The sequence below is a fragment of the Caulobacter sp. BE254 genome (genome assembly GCF_031457295.1).
GTDB lineage: Bacteria > Pseudomonadota > Alphaproteobacteria > Caulobacterales > Caulobacteraceae > Caulobacter.
The window spans coordinates 46512-67303 of the sequence record NZ_JAVDWJ010000010.1; the positions used below are offsets into that span (position 1 = coordinate 46512).

Annotated in this window: 26 protein-coding genes and 2 pseudogenes; 11 read left to right on the forward strand and 17 right to left on the reverse strand. The window is 68.6% G+C overall.

All coding sequences use genetic code 11. The features are described from left to right. The first annotated feature begins 6 nt into the window (after nucleotides 1-6). The 3 genes from J2X41_RS17385 (at nucleotide 7) to J2X41_RS17395 (ending at nucleotide 3154) form a co-directional block, all read left to right on the forward strand. On the forward strand, nucleotides 7-1344 hold the full coding sequence (locus J2X41_RS17385; protein ID WP_310083860.1) for a cytochrome P450: 1338 nt from the start codon (nucleotides 7-9) through the stop codon (nucleotides 1342-1344). A 128-nt stretch (nucleotides 1345-1472) separates the two neighbouring features. Then, nucleotides 1473-2396 carry an ABC transporter ATP-binding protein gene (locus J2X41_RS17390; protein WP_310083554.1) on the forward strand — a complete coding sequence of 308 codons (924 nt, stop codon included), beginning with the start codon at nucleotides 1473-1475 and terminating at the stop codon, nucleotides 2394-2396. Further along, on the forward strand, nucleotides 2393-3154 hold the full coding sequence (locus J2X41_RS17395) for an ABC transporter permease (RefSeq protein WP_310083557.1): 762 nt from the start codon (nucleotides 2393-2395) through the stop codon (nucleotides 3152-3154). The genes J2X41_RS17390 and J2X41_RS17395 overlap by 4 nt, the downstream gene beginning before the upstream one ends. Nucleotides 3155-3280: 126 nt before the next feature. Here J2X41_RS17395 and J2X41_RS25335 read toward each other — a convergent pair. From J2X41_RS25335 to J2X41_RS17415, 4 genes and pseudogenes are all read right to left on the reverse strand, one after another. After that, nucleotides 3281-3343 (reverse strand): annotated as a pseudogene (locus J2X41_RS25335) (hypothetical protein); the annotation flags it as partial. After that, nucleotides 3342-3794 (reverse strand): NfeD family protein, encoded by a 453-nt coding sequence (locus tag J2X41_RS17405; RefSeq protein ID WP_310083560.1) that lies wholly within the window; start codon nucleotides 3792-3794, stop codon nucleotides 3342-3344. The pseudogene J2X41_RS25335 and the gene J2X41_RS17405, both read right to left, overlap by 2 nt. A gap of 4 nt (nucleotides 3795-3798) precedes the next feature. Next, nucleotides 3799-4755: an SPFH domain-containing protein gene (locus J2X41_RS17410; protein ID WP_310083862.1), complete on the reverse strand. Its 957-nt coding sequence runs from the start codon at nucleotides 4753-4755 to the stop codon at nucleotides 3799-3801. Between the two features lie 47 nt (nucleotides 4756-4802). Beyond that, nucleotides 4803-5240, reverse strand: coding sequence for a TIGR02301 family protein (locus tag J2X41_RS17415; protein ID WP_310083563.1), 438 nt, complete (start codon nucleotides 5238-5240; stop codon nucleotides 4803-4805). 156 nt (nucleotides 5241-5396) lie between these two features. Between J2X41_RS17415 and J2X41_RS17420 the strand changes: the two genes are divergently transcribed. Both J2X41_RS17420 and J2X41_RS17425 read left to right on the forward strand, forming a co-directional pair. Continuing rightward, complete coding sequence (locus J2X41_RS17420) at nucleotides 5397-5606, forward strand: hypothetical protein (RefSeq protein WP_310083566.1); 210 nt, start codon at nucleotides 5397-5399, stop codon at nucleotides 5604-5606. Nucleotides 5607-5709: 103 nt separating this feature from the next. Then, nucleotides 5710-6462 (forward strand): Crp/Fnr family transcriptional regulator, encoded by a 753-nt coding sequence (locus J2X41_RS17425; RefSeq protein ID WP_310083567.1) that lies wholly within the window; start codon nucleotides 5710-5712, stop codon nucleotides 6460-6462. Between the two features lie 201 nt (nucleotides 6463-6663). Here J2X41_RS17425 and J2X41_RS17430 read toward each other — a convergent pair whose 3' ends face one another. The 7 genes from J2X41_RS17430 to yaaA form a co-directional block, all read right to left on the reverse strand. Beyond that, a complete protein-coding gene (locus tag J2X41_RS17430; RefSeq protein ID WP_310083569.1) occupies nucleotides 6664-6801 on the reverse strand; it encodes a hypothetical protein in 138 nt (45 codons plus the stop codon). Between the two features lie 246 nt (nucleotides 6802-7047). Continuing rightward, complete coding sequence (locus J2X41_RS17435) at nucleotides 7048-7587, reverse strand: DUF1993 domain-containing protein (RefSeq protein WP_310083572.1); 540 nt, start codon at nucleotides 7585-7587, stop codon at nucleotides 7048-7050. Nucleotides 7588-7620: 33 nt separating this feature from the next. Then, nucleotides 7621-7938 (reverse strand): hypothetical protein, encoded by a 318-nt coding sequence (locus J2X41_RS17440; RefSeq protein WP_310083575.1) that lies wholly within the window; start codon nucleotides 7936-7938, stop codon nucleotides 7621-7623. After that, nucleotides 7935-8399: an NUDIX hydrolase gene (locus tag J2X41_RS17445; RefSeq protein ID WP_310083577.1), complete on the reverse strand. Its 465-nt coding sequence runs from the start codon at nucleotides 8397-8399 to the stop codon at nucleotides 7935-7937. Before J2X41_RS17445 ends, J2X41_RS17440 begins: the two co-directional genes overlap by 4 nt. Nucleotides 8400-8486: 87 nt before the next feature. Continuing rightward, nucleotides 8487-9548, reverse strand: coding sequence for a patatin-like phospholipase family protein (locus J2X41_RS17450; RefSeq protein ID WP_310083580.1), 1062 nt, complete (start codon nucleotides 9546-9548; stop codon nucleotides 8487-8489). A gap of 191 nt (nucleotides 9549-9739) precedes the next feature. Next, nucleotides 9740-10537, reverse strand: a complete 798-nt coding sequence (locus J2X41_RS17455) for a 3-hydroxybutyrate dehydrogenase (RefSeq protein WP_310083584.1) — start codon at nucleotides 10535-10537, stop codon at nucleotides 9740-9742. Nucleotides 10538-10639: 102 nt separating this feature from the next. Further along, nucleotides 10640-11407, reverse strand: coding sequence for a peroxide stress protein YaaA (gene yaaA / locus J2X41_RS17460; protein ID WP_310083587.1), 768 nt, complete (start codon nucleotides 11405-11407; stop codon nucleotides 10640-10642). Nucleotides 11408-11508: 101 nt separating this feature from the next. On the opposite strand from yaaA, the gene J2X41_RS17465 reads away from it, so the two are divergent. Continuing rightward, nucleotides 11509-11841, forward strand: coding sequence for a hypothetical protein (locus tag J2X41_RS17465; RefSeq protein WP_310083589.1), 333 nt, complete (start codon nucleotides 11509-11511; stop codon nucleotides 11839-11841). 15 nt (nucleotides 11842-11856) lie between these two features. On the opposite strand, the gene J2X41_RS17470 is transcribed toward J2X41_RS17465, so the two are convergent. After that, on the reverse strand, nucleotides 11857-13266 hold the full coding sequence (locus J2X41_RS17470) for an FAD-binding oxidoreductase (RefSeq protein ID WP_310083591.1): 1410 nt from the start codon (nucleotides 13264-13266) through the stop codon (nucleotides 11857-11859). Between the two features lie 67 nt (nucleotides 13267-13333). Here J2X41_RS17470 and J2X41_RS17475 point away from each other — a divergent pair, with 67 nt between their 5' ends. Further along, nucleotides 13334-13618 carry a type II toxin-antitoxin system VapB family antitoxin gene (locus J2X41_RS17475; protein ID WP_310083595.1) on the forward strand — a complete coding sequence of 95 codons (285 nt, stop codon included), beginning with the start codon at nucleotides 13334-13336 and terminating at the stop codon, nucleotides 13616-13618. Further along, a complete protein-coding gene (locus J2X41_RS17480) occupies nucleotides 13615-14013 on the forward strand; it encodes a type II toxin-antitoxin system VapC family toxin (protein WP_310083597.1) in 399 nt (132 codons plus the stop codon). The genes J2X41_RS17475 and J2X41_RS17480 overlap by 4 nt, the downstream gene beginning before the upstream one ends. Here the strand turns inward: J2X41_RS17480 and J2X41_RS17485 are convergent. The 3 genes from J2X41_RS17485 to J2X41_RS17495 are packed head-to-tail and all read right to left on the reverse strand — an operon-like array spanning nucleotide 14010 to nucleotide 16594. Further along, the gene (locus J2X41_RS17485; RefSeq protein WP_310083599.1) at nucleotides 14010-14327 is read right to left on the reverse strand and encodes a 1-deoxy-D-xylulose-5-phosphate synthase; all 318 of its coding nucleotides are present in this window, start codon (nucleotides 14325-14327) and stop codon (nucleotides 14010-14012) included. The two genes, J2X41_RS17480 and J2X41_RS17485, sit on opposite strands and share 4 nt — an antisense overlap. Nucleotides 14328-14333: 6 nt before the next feature. Continuing rightward, nucleotides 14334-15311, reverse strand: a complete 978-nt coding sequence (locus J2X41_RS17490; protein WP_310083602.1) for an L-threonylcarbamoyladenylate synthase — start codon at nucleotides 15309-15311, stop codon at nucleotides 14334-14336. Next, nucleotides 15242-16594: a YceI family protein gene (locus tag J2X41_RS17495; RefSeq protein WP_310083604.1), complete on the reverse strand. Its 1353-nt coding sequence runs from the start codon at nucleotides 16592-16594 to the stop codon at nucleotides 15242-15244. The genes J2X41_RS17490 and J2X41_RS17495 overlap by 70 nt, the downstream gene beginning before the upstream one ends. Before the next feature lie 50 nt (nucleotides 16595-16644). Here J2X41_RS17495 and J2X41_RS25340 point away from each other — a divergent pair. Further along, nucleotides 16645-16736, forward strand: a pseudogene (locus tag J2X41_RS25340) (hypothetical protein); the annotation flags it as partial. A gap of 27 nt (nucleotides 16737-16763) precedes the next feature. Here the strand turns inward: J2X41_RS25340 and J2X41_RS17505 are convergent. Then, nucleotides 16764-17393 (reverse strand): YceI family protein, encoded by a 630-nt coding sequence (locus tag J2X41_RS17505; protein WP_310083606.1) that lies wholly within the window; start codon nucleotides 17391-17393, stop codon nucleotides 16764-16766. 172 nt (nucleotides 17394-17565) lie between these two features. Between J2X41_RS17505 and J2X41_RS17510 the strand changes: the two genes are divergently transcribed. Continuing rightward, nucleotides 17566-19311 carry an acyl-CoA dehydrogenase gene (locus J2X41_RS17510; protein WP_310083609.1) on the forward strand — a complete coding sequence of 582 codons (1746 nt, stop codon included), beginning with the start codon at nucleotides 17566-17568 and terminating at the stop codon, nucleotides 19309-19311. A gap of 184 nt (nucleotides 19312-19495) precedes the next feature. Here the strand turns inward: J2X41_RS17510 and J2X41_RS17515 are convergent, their stop codons facing one another. After that, a complete protein-coding gene (locus tag J2X41_RS17515; RefSeq protein ID WP_310083612.1) occupies nucleotides 19496-19978 on the reverse strand; it encodes a peroxiredoxin in 483 nt (160 codons plus the stop codon). Nucleotides 19979-20114: 136 nt separating this feature from the next. On the opposite strand from J2X41_RS17515, the gene J2X41_RS17520 reads away from it, so the two are divergent. Then, on the forward strand, nucleotides 20115-20726 hold the full coding sequence (locus tag J2X41_RS17520; RefSeq protein WP_310083614.1) for a YqgE/AlgH family protein: 612 nt from the start codon (nucleotides 20115-20117) through the stop codon (nucleotides 20724-20726). Nucleotides 20727-20792: the final 66 nt, after the last annotated feature.

Below are 20792 nucleotides of genomic sequence, written 5' to 3' on the forward strand. Positions count from 1 at the left end.
ATGGCCATGCAGCTTGTCAGCGAAACCGCCTTCGACGGCATTCCAGGACCGGGGGCTCCGACGCTGTATCCCACGCTGGACGGGGTCGACCTGTCCAACATCGAGCGGTTCACCCGCGGCCAGCCCTATGGCGACTTCGCGCGGCTGCGCGCCCAGGCCCCGGTGATGTGGCATCCCGAGCCCTATGGCGGACCGGGCTTCTGGGCGGTCACCCGCCACGCCGACATCCTGGCGGTGGAGGCCGATCCGCAGACCTTCTCGTCGCGCAAGGGCGGCATACTGATGGCGCACGGCGATCCGCAGAAGCGCCACGCCCTGCTCTATCGCGCCTCGATGGACACCATGATCAACCTCGACGGCGCCGAGCATATGCAGCTGCGCCGCGAGCACATGCCCTACTTCACCCCGGCCTATCTGCGCGGCGTGACCGAGGCGGTGCGGGCCGAGGTCGGCCGGCTGCTGGACGAGATGGCCCCGCTGGGCCGCTGCGACCTGGTCGAGGCGTTTTCGTCCAAGCTGCCGCTGTTCACCCTGTGCGAGATCCTGGGCGTGCCGCCCGAGGACCGCGGCAAGTTCCTGACCTGGATGCACTATCTGGAAAGGGCCCAGGATCTGGCGCTGAAGCAGCACCTGGCCCCGATCGAGCCGACCCTGGAGTTGATGCAGTTCGTCCAGGACTTCAACACCCATGTCGAGGCGATGTTCGACTACGGTCGCACCATGCTGCACAAGCGGCGGCTGGAGCCCAGGGCCGACCTGATGAGCGCCATCGCCCGCGCCCAGGTCGACGGCGACCTGCTCAGCGACGAATACCTGGACGGCTCGTGGCTGCTGATCGTCTTCGCCGGCAACGACACCACGCGCAACACCCTATCGGGCGCGATGAAGCTGCTGACCGAGTTCCCCGACCAGAAGGCCCGGCTGGTCGCCGACCCGTCGCTGATCGGCGGGGCGGTCAACGAGTTCATCCGCATGGTCAGTCCGGTAATTTACATGCGCCGCACCGCGACGCGCGACGCCCAGATCGCCGGCCAGGCGATCCGCGAGGGCGAGAAGGTGGTCATGTACTACGGCGCGGCCAATCGCGACGAGGCGGTGTTCGACGATCCCGACCGGCTGGACATCACCCGGCCCAACGCTGACAAGCACATCGCCTTCGGCTACGGCCCGCACGTCTGCATCGGCAAGCGGGTGGCGCAGATCCAGCTGGAGGAGGCCTATCGCCAGATCCTGGGTCGCTTCCCCGACATCCGCTGGACCGGCGAGATCGACATCGCCCCCAACAACTTCGTCCACGCCATCAGCCGGCTCGAGGTCGCGTTCACGCCGGGCGGCCGAGCCTGACCCTCGCCGCGCGAACGAGAATGTTTTGCGCTCATACCGCTCATGAGCCCTAGCCAAGTCGGCGCTTGCGCCCCATCTGGCTCTGGCGGCCCGGTTCCAGGGAGGGACGGCCGCTCACCAGGGGCCCCATGGCGATCATTTCCGTTTCCGGTCTGACCAAGACCTATGCTTCCGGCCACCAGGCCCTGAAGACCATCGACCTCGACATCCGCAAGGGCGAGATCTTCGCCCTGCTGGGTCCCAATGGGGCCGGCAAGACGACGCTGATCAGCATCATCTGCGGCATCGTCAATCCCAGCACCGGCACGGTCACGGCCGACGGCCACGACGTGGTCAAGGACTACCGCGCCGCCCGGACCAAGATCGGGCTGGTGCCGCAGGAGCTGCACACCGACGCCTTCGAGACCGTGTGGGCCACCACCCGGTTCAGCCGCGGCCTGTTCGGCAAGCCGCCCAACGACGCCTATATCGAGAAGATCCTGCGCGACCTGTCCCTATGGGACAAGAAGGACAGCAAGATCATGGCGCTGTCGGGCGGCATGAAGCGCCGGGTGATGATCGCCAAGGCCCTCAGCCACGAGCCGACCATCCTGTTCCTTGACGAACCCACCGCCGGCGTCGACGTCGAGCTGCGCCGCGACATGTGGGAGATGGTCCGCAAGCTGCGCGAGAGCGGCGTCACCATCATCCTGACCACCCACTATATCGAGGAGGCCGAAGACATGGCCGACCGGATCGGGGTGATCAGCAAGGGCGAGATCATCCTGGTCGAGGACAAGGCCGTGCTCATGCGCAAGCTGGGCAAGAAACAGCTGACCCTGCAGCTGCAAAGCCCGCTGGAAGCCATCCCCGCCCGGCTGTCGGACTATCCGCTGGAGCTGGCGGCCGACGGTCACGAGCTGGTCTACACCTTCGACGCCCAGGCCGAGGAGACCGGCATCGCCGGCCTGCTGCGTCGGCTGTCCGAAGAGGGCGTCGACTTCAAGGACCTGCACACCAGCCAGAGCTCGCTGGAAGACATCTTCGTCAGCCTGGTGAGGGCGCCGCAATGAACATCCACGCCATCAAGTCCATCTACCGCTTCGAGATGGCCCGCTGGTTCCGCACTCTGGCCCAGAGCGTGATCTCGCCGGTCCTGTCGACCTCGCTGTACTTCGTGGTGTTCGGCTCGGCGATCGGCTCGCGGATGCAGGCCATCGACGGGGTCAGCTACGCCGCTTTCATCATCCCCGGCCTGGTCATGCTGTCGCTGCTGGGCGAGAGCATCTCCAACGCCTCGTTCGGCATCTACATGCCCAAGTGGGCCGGCACGATCTACGAGCTGCTGTCGGCCCCGGTCTCGTGGATCGAGACGGTGATCGGCTATGTCGGGGCGGCGGCGACCAAGTCGGTGTGCCTGGGCCTGCTGATCCTGGCCACGGCGCGGATCTTCGTGCCCTACGAGATTTCCCACCCGTTCTGGATGCTGGGCTTCCTGGTGCTGACGGCCATCACCTTCAGCCTGTTCGGCTTCGTGATCGGGGTCTGGGCCACCGACTTCCAGAAGCTGCAGATCGTGCCGATGCTGGTGGTCACGCCCCTGACCTTCCTGGGCGGCAGCTTCTATTCGATCAGCATGCTGCCGCCGATCTGGCAGAAGATCACCCTGTTCAACCCCGTGGTCTACCTGGTCAGCGGCTTCCGCTGGAGCTTCTACGGCGTATCGGACCTGAACCCCGTGGTCAGCTTCGGCGCGACGCTGTGCTTCCTGGCCGCCTGCCTGACTGCGGTGTGGTGGGTGTTCAAGACCGGGTACCGGCTGAAGGTCTAGGGCGCTTATGAAGAACCCTCTCCCAGCGGGAGAGGGAGGGGCCCACGACGAAGTCGTGGGAGGGAGAGGGGTTACACCCTCTCCGATTTCACGAAACGCCCTGCCGGCACGCCGGTTGACGTTTTAACCCCTCACCCTCCCACCGCTTCGCGGCGGGCCCCGCCCTCTCCCTTTGGGAGAGGGTTCTTTACCGCACCGTCAGCACCGCGCCGTCGACGGCGACGATCAGCACCTTCTGGCCGGCTGCCGGCGGTTCGCCGTCCGGCGCGACCGCGGCCCATTCCTTGCCGTCGACGAACACCCGGCCCTTGCCGTTCTGGAAGCCGTCCAGCGCCTCGCCGTCGCGGCCGACCAGGCGCAGCGACGGATCGTTGAGGTCGGGCGTGCCGGCGTCCAGCACCGGCTTCAGGAAACGCCGCGCCAGATAGGTGGCGGCGATGGTCAGCACCGCGAACAGGCCCAGTTCGAGGGGGGCTCCCAGCGGCAGGACCAGGGTCAGCAAGCCGACCAGCAGGCCCGCGGCGGCCGGCCACAGCAGCCAGCCGGTGCCGGTGGCCACCTCGACCGCCAGGAAGATCGCCGCGACCGCCAGCCAGACCCAGAACGGATGGGTGGCGTAGAACGACATCAGGCCGTGCATGGCGTCACGCTCCGCGCGGCGGCTTGGTCGGCGGCACGGCGGCGCGCGACGCCTCGTTGCCGCCCAGGGTCTTCACCAGCTCGGCGACGCCGGCCACCGTGCCGGTCAGACCGGCGAAATCGGCCGGGACGATCACGGTCTTGGCGTTGGGCGAACGGGCCAGGTCGCCGAAGGCTTCGACATACTTCTGGGCGATGAAGTAGTTGATGGCGTTGACGTCGCCCTTGGAGATGGCTTCCGACACGAAGGCCGTCGCTTTCGCTTCCGCTTCGGCTTCCCGCTCGCGGGCTTCGGCGTCGCGGAAGGCGGCTTCGCGCCGGCCCTCGGCCTGCAGGATGGCCGATTGCTTCTGACCCTCGGCGCGGGCGATCTGGGCCTGCTTCTCGCCCTCGGCCTCGGTGATCACCGCGCGACGCTCGCGCTCGGCCTTCATCTGCCGGGCCATGGCGTTGGTGATGTCGGCTGGCGGGGTCAGGTCCTTGATCTCGATGCGCGCCACCTTGACCCCCCAGGGATTGGTGGCGTGGTCGATGGTGGCCAGCAGCCGGGTGTTGATCAGGTCGCGCTGGCTAAGCACCTCGTCCAGCTCCATCGAGCCCACCACGGTGCGCAGGTTGGTCTGGGTGAGCTGGGTGATGGCGTACATCAGGTTGTCGACCCGGTAGGCGGCCTGCGAGGCATCCATCACCTGGATGAAGACGATGGCGTCGACCTTCACCGAGACGTTGTCCTTGGTGATGACCTCCTGCTGGGGCACGTCCAGCACCTGCTCCATCATGTTGACCCGCCGGCCGATGCTCTCGACAAACGGGGTCAGGATGCTGATGCCGGGCTTGAGCGTGCGGGTGTAGCGGCCGAACCGCTCGACGGTGAACTCGCGCCCCTGGGGCACGATCTTGATGACGTTGACGACGAGGAACAGCGCCAGCGCCACGAGCACCAGCGGAACAAGGAAAGACAGCACTGCAGAGCCTCCCACAACCGATGGAAGAGACCCTAGCGCGTGGTTCAGTTGTCCGCCACGGATTCCGGCGCCGCTTGGTCGGACGGCGGCCGGACCCGCATGGAGCGGGCCAGCTTGGCCGCCAGGGCCTGGCCCTTGCGGGCCGCCTGCTGCTCGGCCCGAAGGCTGGCTTCGCCGCATTCGGGGAACTGGCCCTGGCCGGCGGCGAAGCCGGTGTTGAACCGGTCGCGCAGCTGGGCGTCGAAGGCCTGGTCGGCCTTTTCCAGGTCGGTCAGCCGCATCATGCGCGCCCGCCAGTACTGGTCGCCCGCCCCTTCGCAGACCTGCCGCAGGGCGTGGCTTTCGCCCAGGGTGAAGGCCAGGTCGAGCAGGGTCTGGCGCTCGGCCGGGCTTCGGTCCTGGGCCAGGGCGGCGCCGCTCGCGACCAGGCCCCCGGCCAAGATGGAAAGCGCGAGCAAGGCGTTGAGCGACAGGCGTTTCATGGCCGCATTATCGCCGCCGGGAAGGGCGCTGTCACGGCCCGCGCGCCTCGGGTTAACCGTGTGGATGCACAAAAGACTCCATCAGGCCTTGCGAAGGCCATCGATCGGAGCGACCCTGTGGATAACGTGGGGAACAACACGCGCAGGGAGGTCGTCATGGCTGAAGTGCACTATGGAGTGGTCCGCGTCGGGGAAACCTGGGCCATCATCGGCGACCAGCTTCGGGTCGGCGCCTACACCACCCGTCGACAGGCCGAGACCGCGGCCCACCGCCTGGCGGAACAGGCCACGGGCGTGGGCCTTCCGGTCCGCATGCACCTGCAGGACGACACCGGCCAGCTGCACCGGCCCACCTTGCTGAGCTAAGGCGGGAAACACCACCCTCCAGCGCGCGACACCCGCAGGAAACCGATTACGCCGTCGTGCGCTTTGCTCCTGAAAAAGCTGGGCTGTTTTTCAGGAGGCGAACATGGCCGATACCGCCGAACTGGCCGTCGTGGGCGCGACCCTGCCGCCGGGCTGCGCGGGCAATCGCCTGCTGGCCGCCCTGCGTCCGGGCGACCTGGCGATGCTGGCCCCGCACCTGTCGCCTCTGGCCCTGACCACCGGCCAGACCCTGTTTGAGGCCGGCGAGGACGTCGTCAACACGGTCCTGCCCTGCTATTCGACCATGGCCTCGCTGCTGGTGGTCACCCGCGACGGCGACGAGATCGAGGTGGCCTCGATCGGCCGCGAGGGCGCCATCGGCGGCATCGTCAGCGCCGGCTTCAAGCCCGCCTACGGCCGCGCCGTGGTCCGCATCCCCGGCGCCGCGCTTTCCATTCCCACCAACCGGCTGGAGGAGGCCAAGCTGCGCTCGCCGGCCCTGGCCGACCTGTTCTCGCGCTACGCCGACGTGCTGCTGGCCCAGATGATGCAGTCCTCGGCCTGCAACGCCCTGCACAGCATAGACCAGCGCATGTGCCGCTGGCTGCTGTCGACCCACGACCGGGCCAATGACGCGACCATCCGCCTGACCCAGGAAACCCTGGCCGACATGCTGGGCGTGCAGCGCACCACGGTCACCGCCGTCGCCAAGGCCCTGCAGGACGAGGGCCTGATCCGCACCGGCCGCGGCCGCGTCGAGATCCTCGACCGCCCGCGCCTGGAGCGCCGGGCCTGCGAATGCCACGCCCAGGTCGAGGCGCACTTCCAGCGGATGCTGCCGGAGGTGCAGACCTGAGGCCTGACGCCCCCTCCGTCACGATGCGTATCCGCATCGCGCCACCTTCCCCGCGATGCGGGTGAGGAGAGGGTCGACGCGGCTTCTTCCTCACCCGTGAAACGGGGGAGATGGCGCGTTGCTAGCAACGACGTGACGGAGCGTGCCGCAAGGGCAGTGTCCTGGAACCTGACGGCTGAAAGGAGGGAGCAACAGTCGAGCCTAGTCCCGCGAAACGAACTCCGGCTGGACCTCGGCTTCCGAGGTCCAGAAGCACGCCGCCATCGCGGTCAGGATCATCGCGATCAGGGCCAGCATGCCTCTGGGCGGGGCCAGGCCCACGATGTCTTGCGGCGTCATCTGTCGTTTCCTCCGGCGACGCCCAGGTCTGATGCCCGAACTGTCGACAGGGGAACCTTCTCACCGGCTACAGGGTTCCGCAAGCGCCCAATTTTTAAGGACATTTCGTGGACCCGGCAGTCCAGCTTTCGGCCTGGAAAGCCTCTAGAGCGAACCGCGCGATGTTAGGAATCGCGCGGTTCGCTCTGGATTTTTGTTTTCGCATCGCTTTGCGGAAAACCGGCATCCACTTTTCCGCGCGACGCTCTAGCGCCCCGGCATCGTTCCCGGCCGGACATAGCCGATCACATGGGCCACGTAGTCGGGCTTGCCCAGGGCCACGCCCTTGTGGCGCAGGATGGCGTAGGCGGTGACCAGGTGGAAGTAGAACTGGGCCAGGGCCCAGTCGCGCAGGTACTGCTCGCCGGTCATGTCGAAGACGATGCCGTTGGCCATCCGCAGCTCGATCGCCCGTCCGGCCGCCCCGTCGAAGGCCTCAGCCGGCGTCGCTTCCAGCCTGGCGACCGTCGCGGCGATCAGGGCCTGCAGCGCGGCGAAGTCGGGCTCGACCTGGACCAACTCTGGCGGCGCCTGGCCGGTCAGCCGGGCGGTCGCCTCGGCGGCCTGGTGGCAGGCGAACCGCACTTGGTCGGCCAGCGGAAACATGTCCGGCGCCAGCCGCGCGCCGATCAGGTCCTCCAGGGCCAGTCCGCTGTCGGCCGCGAACGCCGCGCCCTTGTCGAGCTGGGCCGACAGGTTGCGCAGCATCTGCAGAAAGGTCGGCACGGCGAGGGCGTGGAGGGTCATGGGCGGGTTCCGGATCTCGGAGACGCGGCGAAGCTACCGGAGACTCATCCGATAGGGGGACTGAATGATCACCAGCATCAGGAGGACATAGAGGGCCAGCGCCAACCGGGTCAGCCAGAACAGCACGCGCAAAGGTCCGTCCTTCGTACGCCCAAACAACACCATCCTGGCGTAGCCCCAGCCCACATCCCGGCGGGACGCCTTGCGGTCGAAGCGATATCCCCCCTCGATATTGTCGACCCCGACGACGCCGGCTCGCCACAGCGCCATGATCAGACGGGCGAAATAAAAGATCGTGAGCGCCCACAACAGGCCATCCAGGGGCAGCTTCACGATTTCGGCCAGCATCACGCCCTCGGCTCCGGAAACCGCTCGAACGTCTCCCTAATCACCGCGCGCGTCACGTCCCACTCGACCATCGCCAGCGCCTGGTCCAGCGACACGAACCTGGCCTCGGCCGCGTCGTCGCCGGCCACCGGTTCGCCCGCCACCCACCGCGCGGCGTAGTCGATCATCACGTAGTGGCGGGTGACCTGGCCGGTCTCGCGCGCGGTGAACAGGCCGTCGACCACGTCGACCAGGCCCAGCAGATCGGCTTGCACCCCCGTCTCCTCGGCCAGCTCCCGCAGGGCGGCGACGGCGGTGGTCTCGCCGCGCTCCAGCCGGCCTCCGGGCAGGCTCCACTGGCCCAGGCGCGGCGGCGTGCCGCGCTTGATCAGCAGCACTTGGTCGCCGCGCAGGCAGACGACGCCGACGGTGGGAACGGGGAACTCAGAAGCCGTAGGAGCGACGGCGGCGGAAGCGCGAGACATGGGCGTCAGATACCCTTCGTTCGGGCCGCGTCAAGCGATTGGGAACACGGCGATTGGGGACAGGCGCATGCGCCTGTCCCGACCTCGTCACGGAAACCCCGCCTTCAAATCCAGGCTGGAGCTGACGCCGACCTGCGTCAGGCAATGGCCCAGCCAGTCGTCGGCGGCCTTGTATCCGCGCTCCCGAAGGTCGGTCAGGAAGCTCCACTCGGTGTCGAATTTGCTGCCCAGCGACAGGTCGGCCAGGGCCTTGTCGGCGGTGATGGCGTGCATCAACATCCGCCGGTAGCGGCCGCGGGCGTTGTCCTTCAGCAGGCCCTCGTCCAGCAGTTTCTGCACGAAGCCGATGGCCCGCAGCTCACTGGCCAGGGCGGCGTTGAAGGTGATCTCGTTGAGCCGGTCCATGATCTCGCCCGGCGTCTTGGGCGTCTCGTCGCGGACGAACGGGTTGAGGCTGACCAGCAGGATGTCGTCGGGGGTGTCGTCGTAGAACAGCGGCCATAGGGGCGGATTGGCCAGGAAGCCGCCGTCCCAATAGGGCTCGTCGTCGATCTCCACCGCCTGGAACACCTGGGGCAGGCAGGCGCTGGCCATGATGTGGCGGGCGGTCAGCTCGGTCTCGCGGAACACCTTGGACCGGCTGGTGCGCACCTGGGTGGCGGCGATGTACAGCTTGATCGGCGAGCGCTCGCGCAACGCCTTGAAATCGATCTCGCCTTCCAGGGCGTCATGCAGCGGGTTCAGGTTGAACGGGTTGAACTCGTAGGGGCTCATCGACAGGGCGAAGGTCTCGGCCATTCGCCAGCCGGGGGTGTTCTTGAGCCAGTCGGTTCCGCCGGCGAAGGCGTTGGTCCAGATGCTGGTGTCGCCGAACACGTTGCGGCCGCCATTGCGGTTGACCTGCTTCCAGAAGCGCTCCAGTCGCGCCTTGGCCCCGTCGCGCCCGCCGTCCAGGAGCCCCTGGGCCAGGCAGACGGCGTTCATCGCCCCGGCCGAGGCGGCGGTCACCGCCTGGATCTCCAGATCCTCCTCCTCGAGCAGGCGGTCCAGCACGCCCCACTCGAACGCCCCGTGCGAGCCGCCGCCCTGCAGGGCCAGGGCGATCGGCCGGGGACCGGCGGGCTTCTTCTTGAACGGCGGGATGGGCATGCGTGGCGGGCTCCTGTTCGAGACAGTAAGTACGCTTCCTCGCCCCCAATGTTGTCATCCCGGAAAGCGCGAAGCGCTTGTCCGGGACCCAGGGGAACCGCAAGGCTTTTGCCCAGTCGCCTGGGTCCCGGACAGCCTCTGCGAGGCTTCCGGGATGACAACCGGTTTTGGGGCCTGGCGTTCTTCTATCGCTACTGCGCCGTCCAGCCGCCGTCGATGCTGAAGGCCGCGCCGTTGGCCGAGGCCCCGGCGTCGGAGACCAGGTACAGCAGCAGGCCGTTCAGCTGGTCGAAGGTGACGAACTGCTTGGTCGGCTGGGCGGCCAGGATCACGTCCTTCATCACCGCCTCTTCGGAGATCCCCCGGGCCTTGGCCTGGTCGACGATCTGGGCCTCGACCAGGGGGGTCTTCACGAAGCCCGGGCAGATGGCGTTGCAGGTGATCCCGAAGGTGGCGGTTTCCAGGGCGACGGTCTTGGTCAGGCCCAGGATGCCGTGCTTGGCGGCGACATAGGCGCTCTTGAACGGCGAGGCGACCAGGCCGTGGGCCGAGGCGATGTTGACGATCCGTCCGCGGCCCTGCTCCTTCATGATCGGCACGGCCGCGCGGGTGGCGTGGAAGGCCGACGACAGGTTGATGGCGATGATCAGGTCCCACTGGTCGACCGGGAAGTCCTCGATCGGGGCCACGTGCTGGACGCCGGCGTTGTTGATCAGGATGTCCAGCTCGCCGAACTCGGCCTTGGTGGCCGTCACCATCTCGGCGATCTGGCCGGGCTTGGTCATGTCGGCGCCGTTGTAGAGCACCTCGACGCCGTGCTTCTCGGCCAGTTCGGCGCGGGTCTTCTCGATGGCGGTCATCTCGCCCAGGCCGTTGAGGACGATGTTGACGCCCTGGGCGGCCAGCGCGTCGGCCATGGCGTGGCCGATGCCGCTGGTCGAACCGGTCACGATCGCGACCTGCCCCTGCAAACCGAAATCCACGGCCATCGGCAACTCCCTGCGCTCAACGCCCATCATGCTGCAACGCAGCATATAGCTCGCTCTCGCCCAAGTACACTGGCGATGCGCTAATTTCATCGATAGGTGAAATCAGGGCTGGAGGCGAGCGAAAACCCAGTCGGCGGGGGTGGAGAGGTCGCTGCGGAACCGGTAGCCGTCGAGATCGAAGCCCTTCAGGTCCTCGGCCCGGTCGATGCGGTTGTCGATCGCGAACCGGGCCATGCGGCCGCGGGCCTTCTTGGCGAAGAAGCCCAGCACCCGCAGGGTGTTGCCCTTCTCTTCCTTGAAATGGCAGGTCACCGTCGGCAGCTTCAGGGCCTTGGCGTCGACGGCCCCGAAATATTCCTGGCTGGCCAGGTTCACCAGGGTCGGGTCGGCGTGGTCGGCGGCGGCGGCGGTCAGGGTCTTGGCGATGGTCTCGCCCCAGAAGTCGTAGAGGTTCTTGCCACGCTTGGTCTTCAGCCGCGCGCCCATCTCCAGGCGGTAGGCCTGCAGGGCGTCCAGCGGTCGCAGCACGCCGTACAGGCCCGACAGGATGCGCAGGTGGTCCTGGGCCCATTCCAGGGCCGGACGGTCCAGCTCGCGGGCGGCAAGCCCGGCATAGACGTCGCCGTTGAAGGCGATCACCGCCTGCAGGCCGTCTTCGACCTGGGCGTCGAAATCCTGGAACCGGGCGTGGTTCAGGACCGCCAGCTTTTCGGAGATGTGCATCAGCCGGCGCAGGTCGGCGACCGTCAGCCTACGCGTCGCCTTGGCCAGCTCGGCGATCTGGGGCTTCAGCTCGGGCGTGGTGAGCGGCAGCACCTGGTCGGGCGCGGTGAAGTCCAGCGACTTGGCGGGGGAGATGACCATCAGCATGGCGGTGCAGATAGAGGCTCGGGACGGCCAGGGCTAGTGCGAGGCTGGACAATGGGCCCGCCCGCCGCGATGTTGCCCGCCCTTTTGCCGGACCATGACCGATGCCCCCGCTTCTTGGCCTCCTGGCCGCCCTGACCTGCCCGCTGGTGATGTTCGTGGGCCTGTTCCTGGTGATCCGCACGCCGGGGCTGAAGTGGCGCATCGCCTGGGCGGTGCTGTGCTTCGTCGGCATCGGGGCGTTCTGGATGCGGGCGTCCACGGGCGAGTGGGGCTTCGTGCCGGCGGCGATCAACCTGCTGGGCCCGGGCCAGCAGGCCGGCTTCTACAAGGCCACGACCCCGGTCGGGGCCCTGGCCTCGATCTTCGTGTGCGTCAGCGTCCGGCGCGCCCGGAAGGCGGCCCTGGCGGCGAAACGGACGGACGGCGCGGCTTAGAGCCCCGTCCGAAAGCTAGAACAGCACGCGAGGGTTCATGATCCGCCGCGGGTCCAGGGCCGCGCGGATGGCGCGCAGGGCCTCGATCTCGACGGGGCTCTTGTAGCGCAGGGCCTCGGCCGACTTCATGGTCCCCAGGCCGTGCTCGGCGCTGATCGAGCCGTCCATCGCCGCGACGATGTCGTGGACGATCCGCGCGCCCGCGTCGCGCAGGGCGTCGTGGGCGTCGTCCGAACCGCCGTCGGCCCGCAGCACGTCGTAATGAACATTGCCGTCGCCGACATGGCCGAAGGCCACGACCCGCACGCCCGGCGACAGCCTCTCGACCGCCGCGGTGGCCTGGTCGATGAAGTCGGCGACCCTGGAGACCGGGACCGCGACGTCGTGCTTCCAGGCCGCGCCCTCGGGCTTCTGGCCGCCGGACTGGTTCTCGCGCACCGCCCAGAAGGCGTGGGCCTGGGCAGCGGATTGAGCGACGGCGGCGTCCTGGATCAGGCCGCTTTCCAGCGCGCCGGCCAGCAACCGCTCCATGGCCGCCTCGGCCGCGCCGGGCTCGCCCGATGCGGTCTCGACCAGCACGTACCAGGGATGCACCGCCTCCAGCGGCTCGCGCAGGCCGGGGATGTTCTTCAGGGCGAAGGCCACGCCCAGGCGGCTCATCAGCTCGAAGGCCTCGACCGCCCCGCCGGTCTCGTCCTTGGCCCGGGCCAGCAGGGCGATGGCGTCATGCGGCGTGGCGACGGCGGCGATGGCCACGCAGCGCGAGGCCAGCAGGGGATGAAGCTTCAGGCTGGCGGCGGTGATGATCCCCAGCGTGCCCTCGGCCCCGATCAGCAGGTGCTTGAGGTCATAGCCGGTATTGTCCTTGCGCAGGCGCTTGAGGCCGTTCCAGACCTCGCCGTTCGGCAGCACCGCCTCCAGCCCCAGGATCTGGTCGCGCATCACCCCATAGCGCAGCACCGCCGTGCCGCCGGCGTTGGTCGAGGCCAGGCCGCCGACGGTGCACGAACCCTCCGAGGCCAGGCTCAGTGGGAAGCGGCGGTTGACCGACAGGGCCACCTCGTGGGCCCCGGCCAGGGTCACCCCCGCCTCCAGCACCATCACGTCGTCGAAGGCGTCGACGTCGCGCACGGCCGTCAGCTTCTCGGTCGAGAGCAGGATCTCGCCGCGCGGGATCTGGCCGGCGACCAGGCCGGTATTGCCGCCCTGCGGGGTGATCGCCACGCCGTCGGTCGCGCAGATCCCGACCACCGCCGCGACCTGCGCCGTCGAGCGCGGCAGGGCCAGCAGCGGCGTCTCGCCGGTCCAGCGGCCCCGCCACTCCTGCAGCTTGGGGGCCAGGCGGTCGGGATCCTGGCTCCACCCGCCCTCGCCGAGCACGGCCTTCAGGCGGGACAGGGTGTCGGCGGGAACGGACTTGGTCATGGGGGCGGAGGATACGCTTTCTGGGCAGTCGCTGTCAGTATATACTGCCGTCTATACGGAGACCGTCATGGGCATCCTGATCAAGAACCCCGGGGCCGAGCGCGCCGTGCGCGAACTGGCCGAGCTGACCGGCGAGAGCCTGACCACCGCGGTCGAGGTGGCCGTTCGCGAACGTCTGGCTGCCAAGCGCAACGAGGCGCGGCCGCATCGGCCCCGGAGCGTCGCGGAAATGGACGCGATCACGAAGAAGTACCTGACGCCCGAAGCGCTGGCGGGTCTTCTGCCGCCGATCACCAAGGCCGATTTCGACGAACTCAATGAGATCCCCGGCTATGACGTGTCGGATTCGTGAGGATCGTTGTCGATAGCTCGGCGTTGGTGGCCATCGGGACTTTCGAGCCGGACAGGCCCGCCCTCATTCGGGCTATCGAGACCGCAAGCGAGATTCTGATCTCTCCGATCAACTATGTCGAAACCGGTGTCGTTCTGACGGGTCGAGGCCATTTCGTTTCGCGCCAAGCCTTCGACGAATGGCTTTCCAACTATCGGGTCCGGGTCGCGGCCGAGCCGGCTATCGACGCCCTGGCCCTCGACGCTTACCTGACCTTCGGCAAGGGCCGGCATCCCGCCCGTCTGAACCTCGCCGACTGCTTCGCCTACGCTCTGGCCAAGTCGCTGGACGCGCCGCTGCTCTACAAGGGCGACGACTTTCGGATGACCGACGTCCGCTCGGCGCTGGACGTCTAACCCGCCGCCGGATCCGGCACGCCCCGCACGTCGCGCCAGTATTCCTCGCGCACGTCCTCGTCGATCACCGGCGGATCGCCCGCGCCCTTGTAGAGCCGATCGTCGCCGCCCTTGCGGGCCTTGGCGATCCAGAAGGGCTGACCGGTTTCGACGTCGCTGAAATTGGCCTTCAGGCCCGAGTTCCGCAGCGCCTCGAACGTGCGCCCGCCGTAGTAGAGGGTCTCGCCCGTCTTGGAGAGCCTGACGCGCCCGATCCGGGCCGGACCGTTCAGGCCCTTGGACTTGTCTTCGAGATACATGATGCGGAATTTCATCCGCCCTTATCCCACGAACCCGGCCGCCCGTCTCAGGCGGTCGTTGATCGCCTCGCCCAGGCCTTCGTCCGGGATCGGGGCGACGGCGATGCCGGCGGGCCCGATCCGGTCGGCGGCGCGGAGGAACGCGAACAGGTTGGCCGCTGCCTCCGCGAGATCGCCCGAGGGGCTGAGGTTGAACACGCCCTCGCCCGCCGGCCACGGCCCGAACGCCAGGAACGCCTCGCCCTCGCGCGGAGCCTCGGCGTCGACCCGCACGGGCGCGTCGGGCGCGTAGTGCAGGGCCAGGCGGCCGGGCGAGCGCTTGGCGTCGTCGTCGGCCTGGGCCAGCGGACCGACCACCGCCTCCAGCTGGGCCCGGGTCACGGCGCCGGGGCGCAGCAGACGGACCGGGCCGTCGAGCACGGCGACGACGGTGGATTCCAGGCCCACCGCGCAGGGCCCGCCGTCCAGGGCGGCGGCGGCCTTGTCGCCGGTCTCGGCGAAGGCGTCGGCGAAGGTGGTCGGGCTGGGCCGGCCCGAGCGGTTGGCCGACGGCGCGACCACCGGCCCGCCGAACGCCGCCAGCACGGCGCGCGACAGCGGATGGCCGGGCACGCGGATGGCCACGGTGTCCAGCCCCGCCCGCGCCAGGTCGCAGACGGCGGCGGGATCGCGGATCGGGGCGACGATCGTCAGCGGTCCCGGCCAGAAGGCGGCGGCCAGGGCCTGGGCGCGGTCGTCGAAGACGGCGATGCGGGCCGCGGTCTCCGCGTCGTGGACGTGGGCGATCAGCGGGTTGAAGCGCGGACGGCCCTTGGCCTCGAAGATCGCCGCCACCGCCGCCGGGTTCGCGGCGTCGGCGCCCAGGCCGTAGACGGTCTCGGTCGGCAGCAGCACCAGGCCGCCGTCCGCCAGGACCCTGGCGGCGGCCGCTATGTCTTCTTGGCCGTGATGGCGAAGCTGACCTTCACCTTGCCGCCGATCTGATCCGTAGACGCCCATTCGCCCTGTCCAACCCCGAACGCCGTCCGGTCCAGGGTGGTTACACCGCGCGCCGTGGCCGTGTCGCCGTCGATCTTCAGGGTGAACGGCAGGCTGAGCGGCTTCTTGACGCCGCGCAGGTCCAGGGTCCCGTCCGCCACGAACTTGCCTTCGCCGGTCTTGCGGAACTTGCTGGCGGTGAAGGTGGCCTTGGGGTGGGCGGCGACGGCGAAGAAGTCGTCGCTGGGCAGGCTGGAGTCACGCTGGTCGTCGCCGGTGGCGGCCGAGCTCATGTCGATGCTGACGGTCAGTTTCGAGCGGTCCAGCGCCTCGGGCGAGAACAGGATATCGGCGGTCCAGCGCTTGAACTGGCCCTCGATGGCGTCGCCGGCCCAGCTGGCGGTGAAGTTCAGGGTCGAGCTCTTGGCCACCGTCCAGGCGACCGGGTCCTTCAGGGCCGCGTCGGGCCCAGGCGGGGCGGCGGCGGGCGCGGCTTCGGTGACCGGCGTAGTCGGGGCCGGGCCAGCGACCGTGGGTTCCGGCGGGGCCGCCGGGGCCTGGACGTCGGCGATCTCGGCCGGGGCGGCGGGCGCCTTGGCCTTGACCGCCGGCTTGTACAGGTAGCCCGCCGCGATCACGGCGATCAGGCCGGCGGCGGCCAGCCAGGCCCGCGGTTCCTTCCAGCCAGGCTTGGCGCCGGCCGCCATGTGGCCGAACACTTCGTCGCGGTCGAGGATCTGATGCTTGGCCACCGCGCCCAGGTGCAGGGCCAGCAGCAGATAGGTCGTCTTGACCAGCAGGTCGTGGCTGATCTGGCCGGCCTTGTACCAGAGGTGCTTGGGCTCCGTGGCCAGTTCGGGCAGCAACGGCAGATGCGGCCAGGGAACGGTCCCGTACAGCAGGGTCGGGATGTTCAGCTTGCTGGCCGAGACCATGATCCAGCCGGTAACCGGCAGGCCGATCATGATCACGTAGAACGCAACATGGACGACTTGCGAAGCGATCGTCTCCCAGCGCGGCTGCCCTACCGGATGCGGCGGCGGCCGGTGGAACAGCCGCCAGGCCAGCCGCGCCAGGCTGAGCAGCAGGATGGTGATGCCGATCGACTTGTGCAGCTGGAAGATGGCGTAGGTGGCCGGCCCCTTGGGCTCGTCGCCCATCCGCCAGCCCAGGATGATCTGGAAGAGGATGGCCGCGGCGATCAGCCAGTGCAGGACGATCGCCACCGTCGTGTAGCGAGAGGGCGTGTAGCGAACGGGACGACCCGCCGCCGAAGGGGTCTCGATAGGCGCTTCGGCGGTCATGGTCGTCCTCGTCTCAACTCTAGTGCGCTGGGCGCCACCATCCGGTAGGTCCGCCCTCGTCCTTCGACAAGCTCAGGATGAGGGCTACTTTAGCGGTTCAGTAGAAATCCTCATCCTGAGCTTGTCGAAGGACGAGGATTTCGGACCAAGGCCGCCTCCCACCAAAACTCTACTTCTTCGGATTGAACTCGGCTTCGATGAACAGGTCGACGTCGTCGCTGACCATCGGCACCAGGTGGCTGAAGCCGAAGTCCGAGCGCTTGATCTTGCCGGTGGCCGAGAAGCCCATGATCTGCGAGCCGAACGGGGTCTTGGCGTAACCGTTGTACTTGACGTCCAGGGTGACCGGCTTGGTCACGCCGCGGAAGGTCAGGTCGCCGGTCAGCTTGCCCGGCTCGACCTTGGTCGAGACGAAGGTGATCTTGGGATACTGCGCGCCGTTGAAGAACTTCGGGTCCGTGCCGATTTCCTTGTCGAAGTCCGGCAGGCCGGTGTCGACCTTGGTCGCGTCGATGGTGATCGACACCTTGGTGTCCAGCGGCTTGGCCGGGTCGTAGGCGTACGAGCCGTCGATGGCGCCCTGGGCGAAGCGGAAGGTGTAGTGCGAGGTGCCGAAGTGCGTGACCTTCAGGGTCAGGCTGGCGTGGCGCTTGTCCAGCGTCCAGGTTCCGGCGGGGGCGGCGGCCGGATCGCTCGCGACCTGGGCTGAGGCCACGGTCGGCAGGGCGGCCGACGCGGTCAGAAGAGCGCCAGCCAGGAGGGCGCCCCTGAAGAGAGCGGGGGCGATACGGCGGTTCATGGGGACAGTCTCCAAACTGTAATAGCAGCGGTTGCTGAACCCCCAACTTAGGAAGCTTGGCCCGAGGATGAAGGGACCGCCCTTCACGAAGCCGTGATCCGATCGACTTTGCAGGGGACGGCGCGACATCTAAACAGAGTTCACCTACCCCGCCGCCAGATCGGACCTGTTCATGACCTACCGCGCGCCCGTCCGCGACCTCGCCTTCGCCCTGAAGCACGTGGCCAGGTTCGACCGCCTGGCCGACGCCTTCCCGGAGGCCGACGCCGACACGATCAGCGCGGTGCTGGAAGCGGCGGGGGCGTTCGCCAGCGAGGTCCTCGCGCCGCTGAACCGGGGCGGCGACCTGGGCGGCGCGAGGCTCGAAAACGGCGTGATCCGCACCGCGCCCGGCTTCGCCGACGCCTACCGCCGGTTCGCCCAGGACGGCTGGACCAGTCTGGCGGCCGCGCCCGAGCACGGCGGCCAGGGCCTGCCCAAGACCCTGGAGGTGGCGGTGCTGGAAATGGTCCAGGCCGCCAACATGGCCTTCGGCCTGTGCCCGATGCTGAGCCTGGGGGCCATCGAGGCGCTGGCCCATCACGGCTCCGACCGCCAGAAGGCGCTCTACCTGCCTCGCCTGGTGTCGGGCGAATGGACGGGGACCATGAACCTGACCGAGCCCCAGGCCGGCTCGGACCTGGGCGCCCTGACGACGATGGCCACGCCGGACGGAGACGGCGGCTACACTCTGTCGGGCCAGAAGATCTTCATCACCTGGGGCGACCACGACGCGGCCGACAACATCCTGCACCTGGTGCTGGCCCGCACGCCCGACGCCCCGCCCGGCGTCAAGGGCATCTCGCTGTTCCTGGCTCCCAAGGTTCTGGTCGACGAGGCCGGCGGCCTGGGCGCGGCCAACGCCCTGCGGGTCGGCGGGCTTGAGCACAAGCTGGGCATCCACGGCTCGCCGACCTGCGTGATGCTGTACGAGGGGGCCAAGGCCGAGCTGGTCGGCCAGCTGGGCCAGGGCCTCGCCCACATGTTCACGATGATGAACGCCGCCCGGCTGCAGGTCGGCGCCCAGGGGACGGCCATCGCCGAGCGGGCCTACCAGCAGGCGCTGGACTTCTCGCTGGAGCGGACGCAAGGCCGCTCGGCCTGGACCGGGGCCCACCCCGCGCGCCTCTACGACCATCCGGACATCCGCAAGACCCTGGTGCTGATGAAGGCGAAGATCGAGGCGGCGCGTGGGATCTGCCTGTCCACCGCCGTGGCCGCCGACCTCTCCACCCACGCCGCCACCGAGGAAGAGCGCGCCACCGCCAAGCTGCGCGAGGAGCTGCTGACCCCGATCGCCAAGGCCTGGTCCACCGACATCGGGGTCGAGGTCGCCTCCCAGGGCGTGCAGGTGCACGGCGGCATGGGCTTCATCGAGGAGACCGGCGCGGCCCAGCACTATCGCGACGCCCGCATCGCCCCGATCTACGAGGGGGCCAATGGCATCCAGGCCATCGACCTGATCGGCCGCAAGCTCGGCCTGTCGGAAGGCCAGGCGATCGCCGACCTGATGGACGACATGCGCGACACTCAGGAGGCGCTGGAGTCGGCCGGCGGCGACCTGGGCGGCGTGGCCCTGCGCTTCAAGGCGGCCCTGGATGCGGCCAGTTCGGCCACCGCCTGGCTGATCGAGCGCCGGGTCCGGGCCATGCCCGACGCCCTGTCCGGCGCCACGGCCTATCTGAAGCTGCTGGGCGACACCGTCGGCGGCTGGATGCTGGCCAAGGGAGCCCTGGCCGAGCCCGCGGGGCTGCGGCTGGCCCTGGCGCGGGTCTATGGCGAGAACGTGCTGGCGACCGTGCCGGGGCAGGTGGCGGCGGTGACGGGCGGGGCGGCGGATCTAGAAGGCGTGACGCCGGAGATGCTGGGCGCGCACTGACTTGCCCCCACCTGGCGGCTTCGCCGCCTGTCCGCCCCCATAGGGGGCGGAGCCTTGCACCGGAGCGCTCTTCCCCCTTTGGGGGAAGACGACCGCGAAGCGATCCGTAGGGGGCAAGTGTTCGCCGCTATGAAAAAAGGGCGGCTCCTCCCAGAGCCGCCCTTTCATGTTCTCTGGGCTCGACCTACAGCTGGCCCAGCATGTAGTCGGCCGACGAGACCTTGAATTCCCCGCCCTCTTCCACGTTCAGGGTCTCGACCACCCCGTCCTTGGCGATCAGCGAATAGCGCTGCGAGCGCAGGCCCATGCCGAACTTGCTGCCGTCGAACTCCAGGCCGACGGCGCGGGTGAAGTCGCCGTTGCCGTCGGCCAGCAGCAGGACCTCGTCGGTGATGCCCTGGTCGGCGGCCCAGGCCTTCATCACGAAGACGTCGTTGACCGAGACGCAGGCGATCGTGTCGACGCCCTTGGCCTTGAGGTCGGCGGCCTTCTCCTTGAAGCCCGGCAGGTGCTTGGCCGAGCAGGTCGGGGTGAAGGCGCCGGGCACCGCGAACAGGGCCACGGTCTTGCCCTTGAACAGGTCGTCGGTCGTGACCGGGGCCGGGCCCTCGGCCGTGCTGGTCATGAAAGTCGCCGAAGGAAGCTTGTCGCCAACCTTGATCGCCATGTGCGGTGTCCTGTGGGTTGCCCGGGGAAAGGGAAGATGCGCGTTGAGAACGCGCAACCGAGATAAAGGCCCCGACGCGGATCGCCAAGGGAAGGTTGGACTTGAAACCGACGCGTTCCGATCCGATCCTCTTGTCATGGACTCACCTCGCACGGATCGCGGAGCCTCGGACCAGAATGGCGGCCAGACCGGCTTCCTGGCCGGCCAGATGTTGGTGGCCATGCCGGGCATCGAGGACCCGCGCTTCGAGCGCGCCGTGCTGTACGTCTGCGCCCACGACGCCGAGCAGGCCATGGGCCTGGCGGTCAACCGCCCGGTCGAGGGCCTGACCCTGTTCGAGCTGCTCAACAACCTGGGCGTCGCGCCCGAGATCGAGGCCGGCGGCGACCTGGTGATGCTCGGCGGCCCGGTCGAGCGCGAGCGCGGCTTCGTGCTGCACACCGACGACTATGTCTCGCCCGACTCCACCGTGCCGGTGGCCGACGGCCTGGCCCTGACCGTGACCCGCGACGCCCTGGACGCCCTGGGCAGCAAGATCCGCCGGCCGCGCCACGCCATCCTGGCCCTGGGCTATTCCGGCTGGGGTCCGGGCCAGCTGGAGCAGGAACTGCGCGACAATGTCTGGCTGATCTGCGACGCCGACGAGGCCCTGCTGTTCGGCGACGACTACGACAACAAATGGACCATGGCCCTGGCCAAGATCGGCGTCACGGCCGACCACCTGTCGAGTCAGGCGGGCCGGGCGTAGAAGGTCCTCCCCCTGTGGGGGAGGCGATCGCAAAGCGATCGGTGGGGGGATATTGCCGAGGTGGGA

Bases quoted from the DNA above. Each gene is read 5' to 3' on its own strand.
- J2X41_RS17385 (WP_310083860.1), top strand. From the start codon at position 7: ATGCAGCTTGTCAGCGAAACCGCCTTCGACGGCATTCCAGGACCGGGG.
- J2X41_RS17390 (WP_310083554.1), top strand. From the start codon at position 1,473: ATGGCGATCATTTCCGTTTCCGGTCTGACCAAGACCTATGCTTCCGGC.
- J2X41_RS17395 (WP_310083557.1), top strand. From the start codon at position 2,393: ATGAACATCCACGCCATCAAGTCCATCTACCGCTTCGAGATGGCCCGC.
- J2X41_RS17405 (WP_310083560.1), bottom strand. From the start codon at position 3,794: ATGCACGGCCTGATGTCGTTCTACGCCACCCATCCGTTCTGGGTCTGG.
- J2X41_RS17415 (WP_310083563.1), bottom strand. From the start codon at position 5,240: ATGAAACGCCTGTCGCTCAACGCCTTGCTCGCGCTTTCCATCTTGGCC.
- J2X41_RS17420 (WP_310083566.1), top strand. From the start codon at position 5,397: ATGGCTGAAGTGCACTATGGAGTGGTCCGCGTCGGGGAAACCTGGGCC.
- J2X41_RS17425 (WP_310083567.1), top strand. From the start codon at position 5,710: ATGGCCGATACCGCCGAACTGGCCGTCGTGGGCGCGACCCTGCCGCCG.
- J2X41_RS17430 (WP_310083569.1), bottom strand. From the start codon at position 6,801: ATGACGCCGCAAGACATCGTGGGCCTGGCCCCGCCCAGAGGCATGCTG.
- J2X41_RS17435 (WP_310083572.1), bottom strand. From the start codon at position 7,587: ATGACCCTCCACGCCCTCGCCGTGCCGACCTTTCTGCAGATGCTGCGC.
- J2X41_RS17445 (WP_310083577.1), bottom strand. From the start codon at position 8,399: ATGTCTCGCGCTTCCGCCGCCGTCGCTCCTACGGCTTCTGAGTTCCCC.
- J2X41_RS17450 (WP_310083580.1), bottom strand. From the start codon at position 9,548: ATGCCCATCCCGCCGTTCAAGAAGAAGCCCGCCGGTCCCCGGCCGATC.
- J2X41_RS17455 (WP_310083584.1), bottom strand. From the start codon at position 10,537: ATGGCCGTGGATTTCGGTTTGCAGGGGCAGGTCGCGATCGTGACCGGT.
- yaaA (WP_310083587.1), bottom strand. From the start codon at position 11,407: ATGCTGATGGTCATCTCCCCCGCCAAGTCGCTGGACTTCACCGCGCCC.
- J2X41_RS17465 (WP_310083589.1), top strand. From the start codon at position 11,509: ATGCCCCCGCTTCTTGGCCTCCTGGCCGCCCTGACCTGCCCGCTGGTG.
- J2X41_RS17470 (WP_310083591.1), bottom strand. From the start codon at position 13,266: ATGACCAAGTCCGTTCCCGCCGACACCCTGTCCCGCCTGAAGGCCGTG.
- J2X41_RS17475 (WP_310083595.1), top strand. From the start codon at position 13,334: ATGGGCATCCTGATCAAGAACCCCGGGGCCGAGCGCGCCGTGCGCGAA.
- J2X41_RS17485 (WP_310083599.1), bottom strand. From the start codon at position 14,327: ATGAAATTCCGCATCATGTATCTCGAAGACAAGTCCAAGGGCCTGAAC.
- J2X41_RS17490 (WP_310083602.1), bottom strand. From the start codon at position 15,311: ATGGGCGTCTACGGATCAGATCGGCGGCAAGGTGAAGGTCAGCTTCGC.
- J2X41_RS17495 (WP_310083604.1), bottom strand. From the start codon at position 16,594: ATGACCGCCGAAGCGCCTATCGAGACCCCTTCGGCGGCGGGTCGTCCC.
- J2X41_RS17505 (WP_310083606.1), bottom strand. From the start codon at position 17,393: ATGAACCGCCGTATCGCCCCCGCTCTCTTCAGGGGCGCCCTCCTGGCT.
- J2X41_RS17510 (WP_310083609.1), top strand. From the start codon at position 17,566: ATGACCTACCGCGCGCCCGTCCGCGACCTCGCCTTCGCCCTGAAGCAC.
- J2X41_RS17515 (WP_310083612.1), bottom strand. From the start codon at position 19,978: ATGGCGATCAAGGTTGGCGACAAGCTTCCTTCGGCGACTTTCATGACC.
- J2X41_RS17520 (WP_310083614.1), top strand. From the start codon at position 20,115: ATGGACTCACCTCGCACGGATCGCGGAGCCTCGGACCAGAATGGCGGC.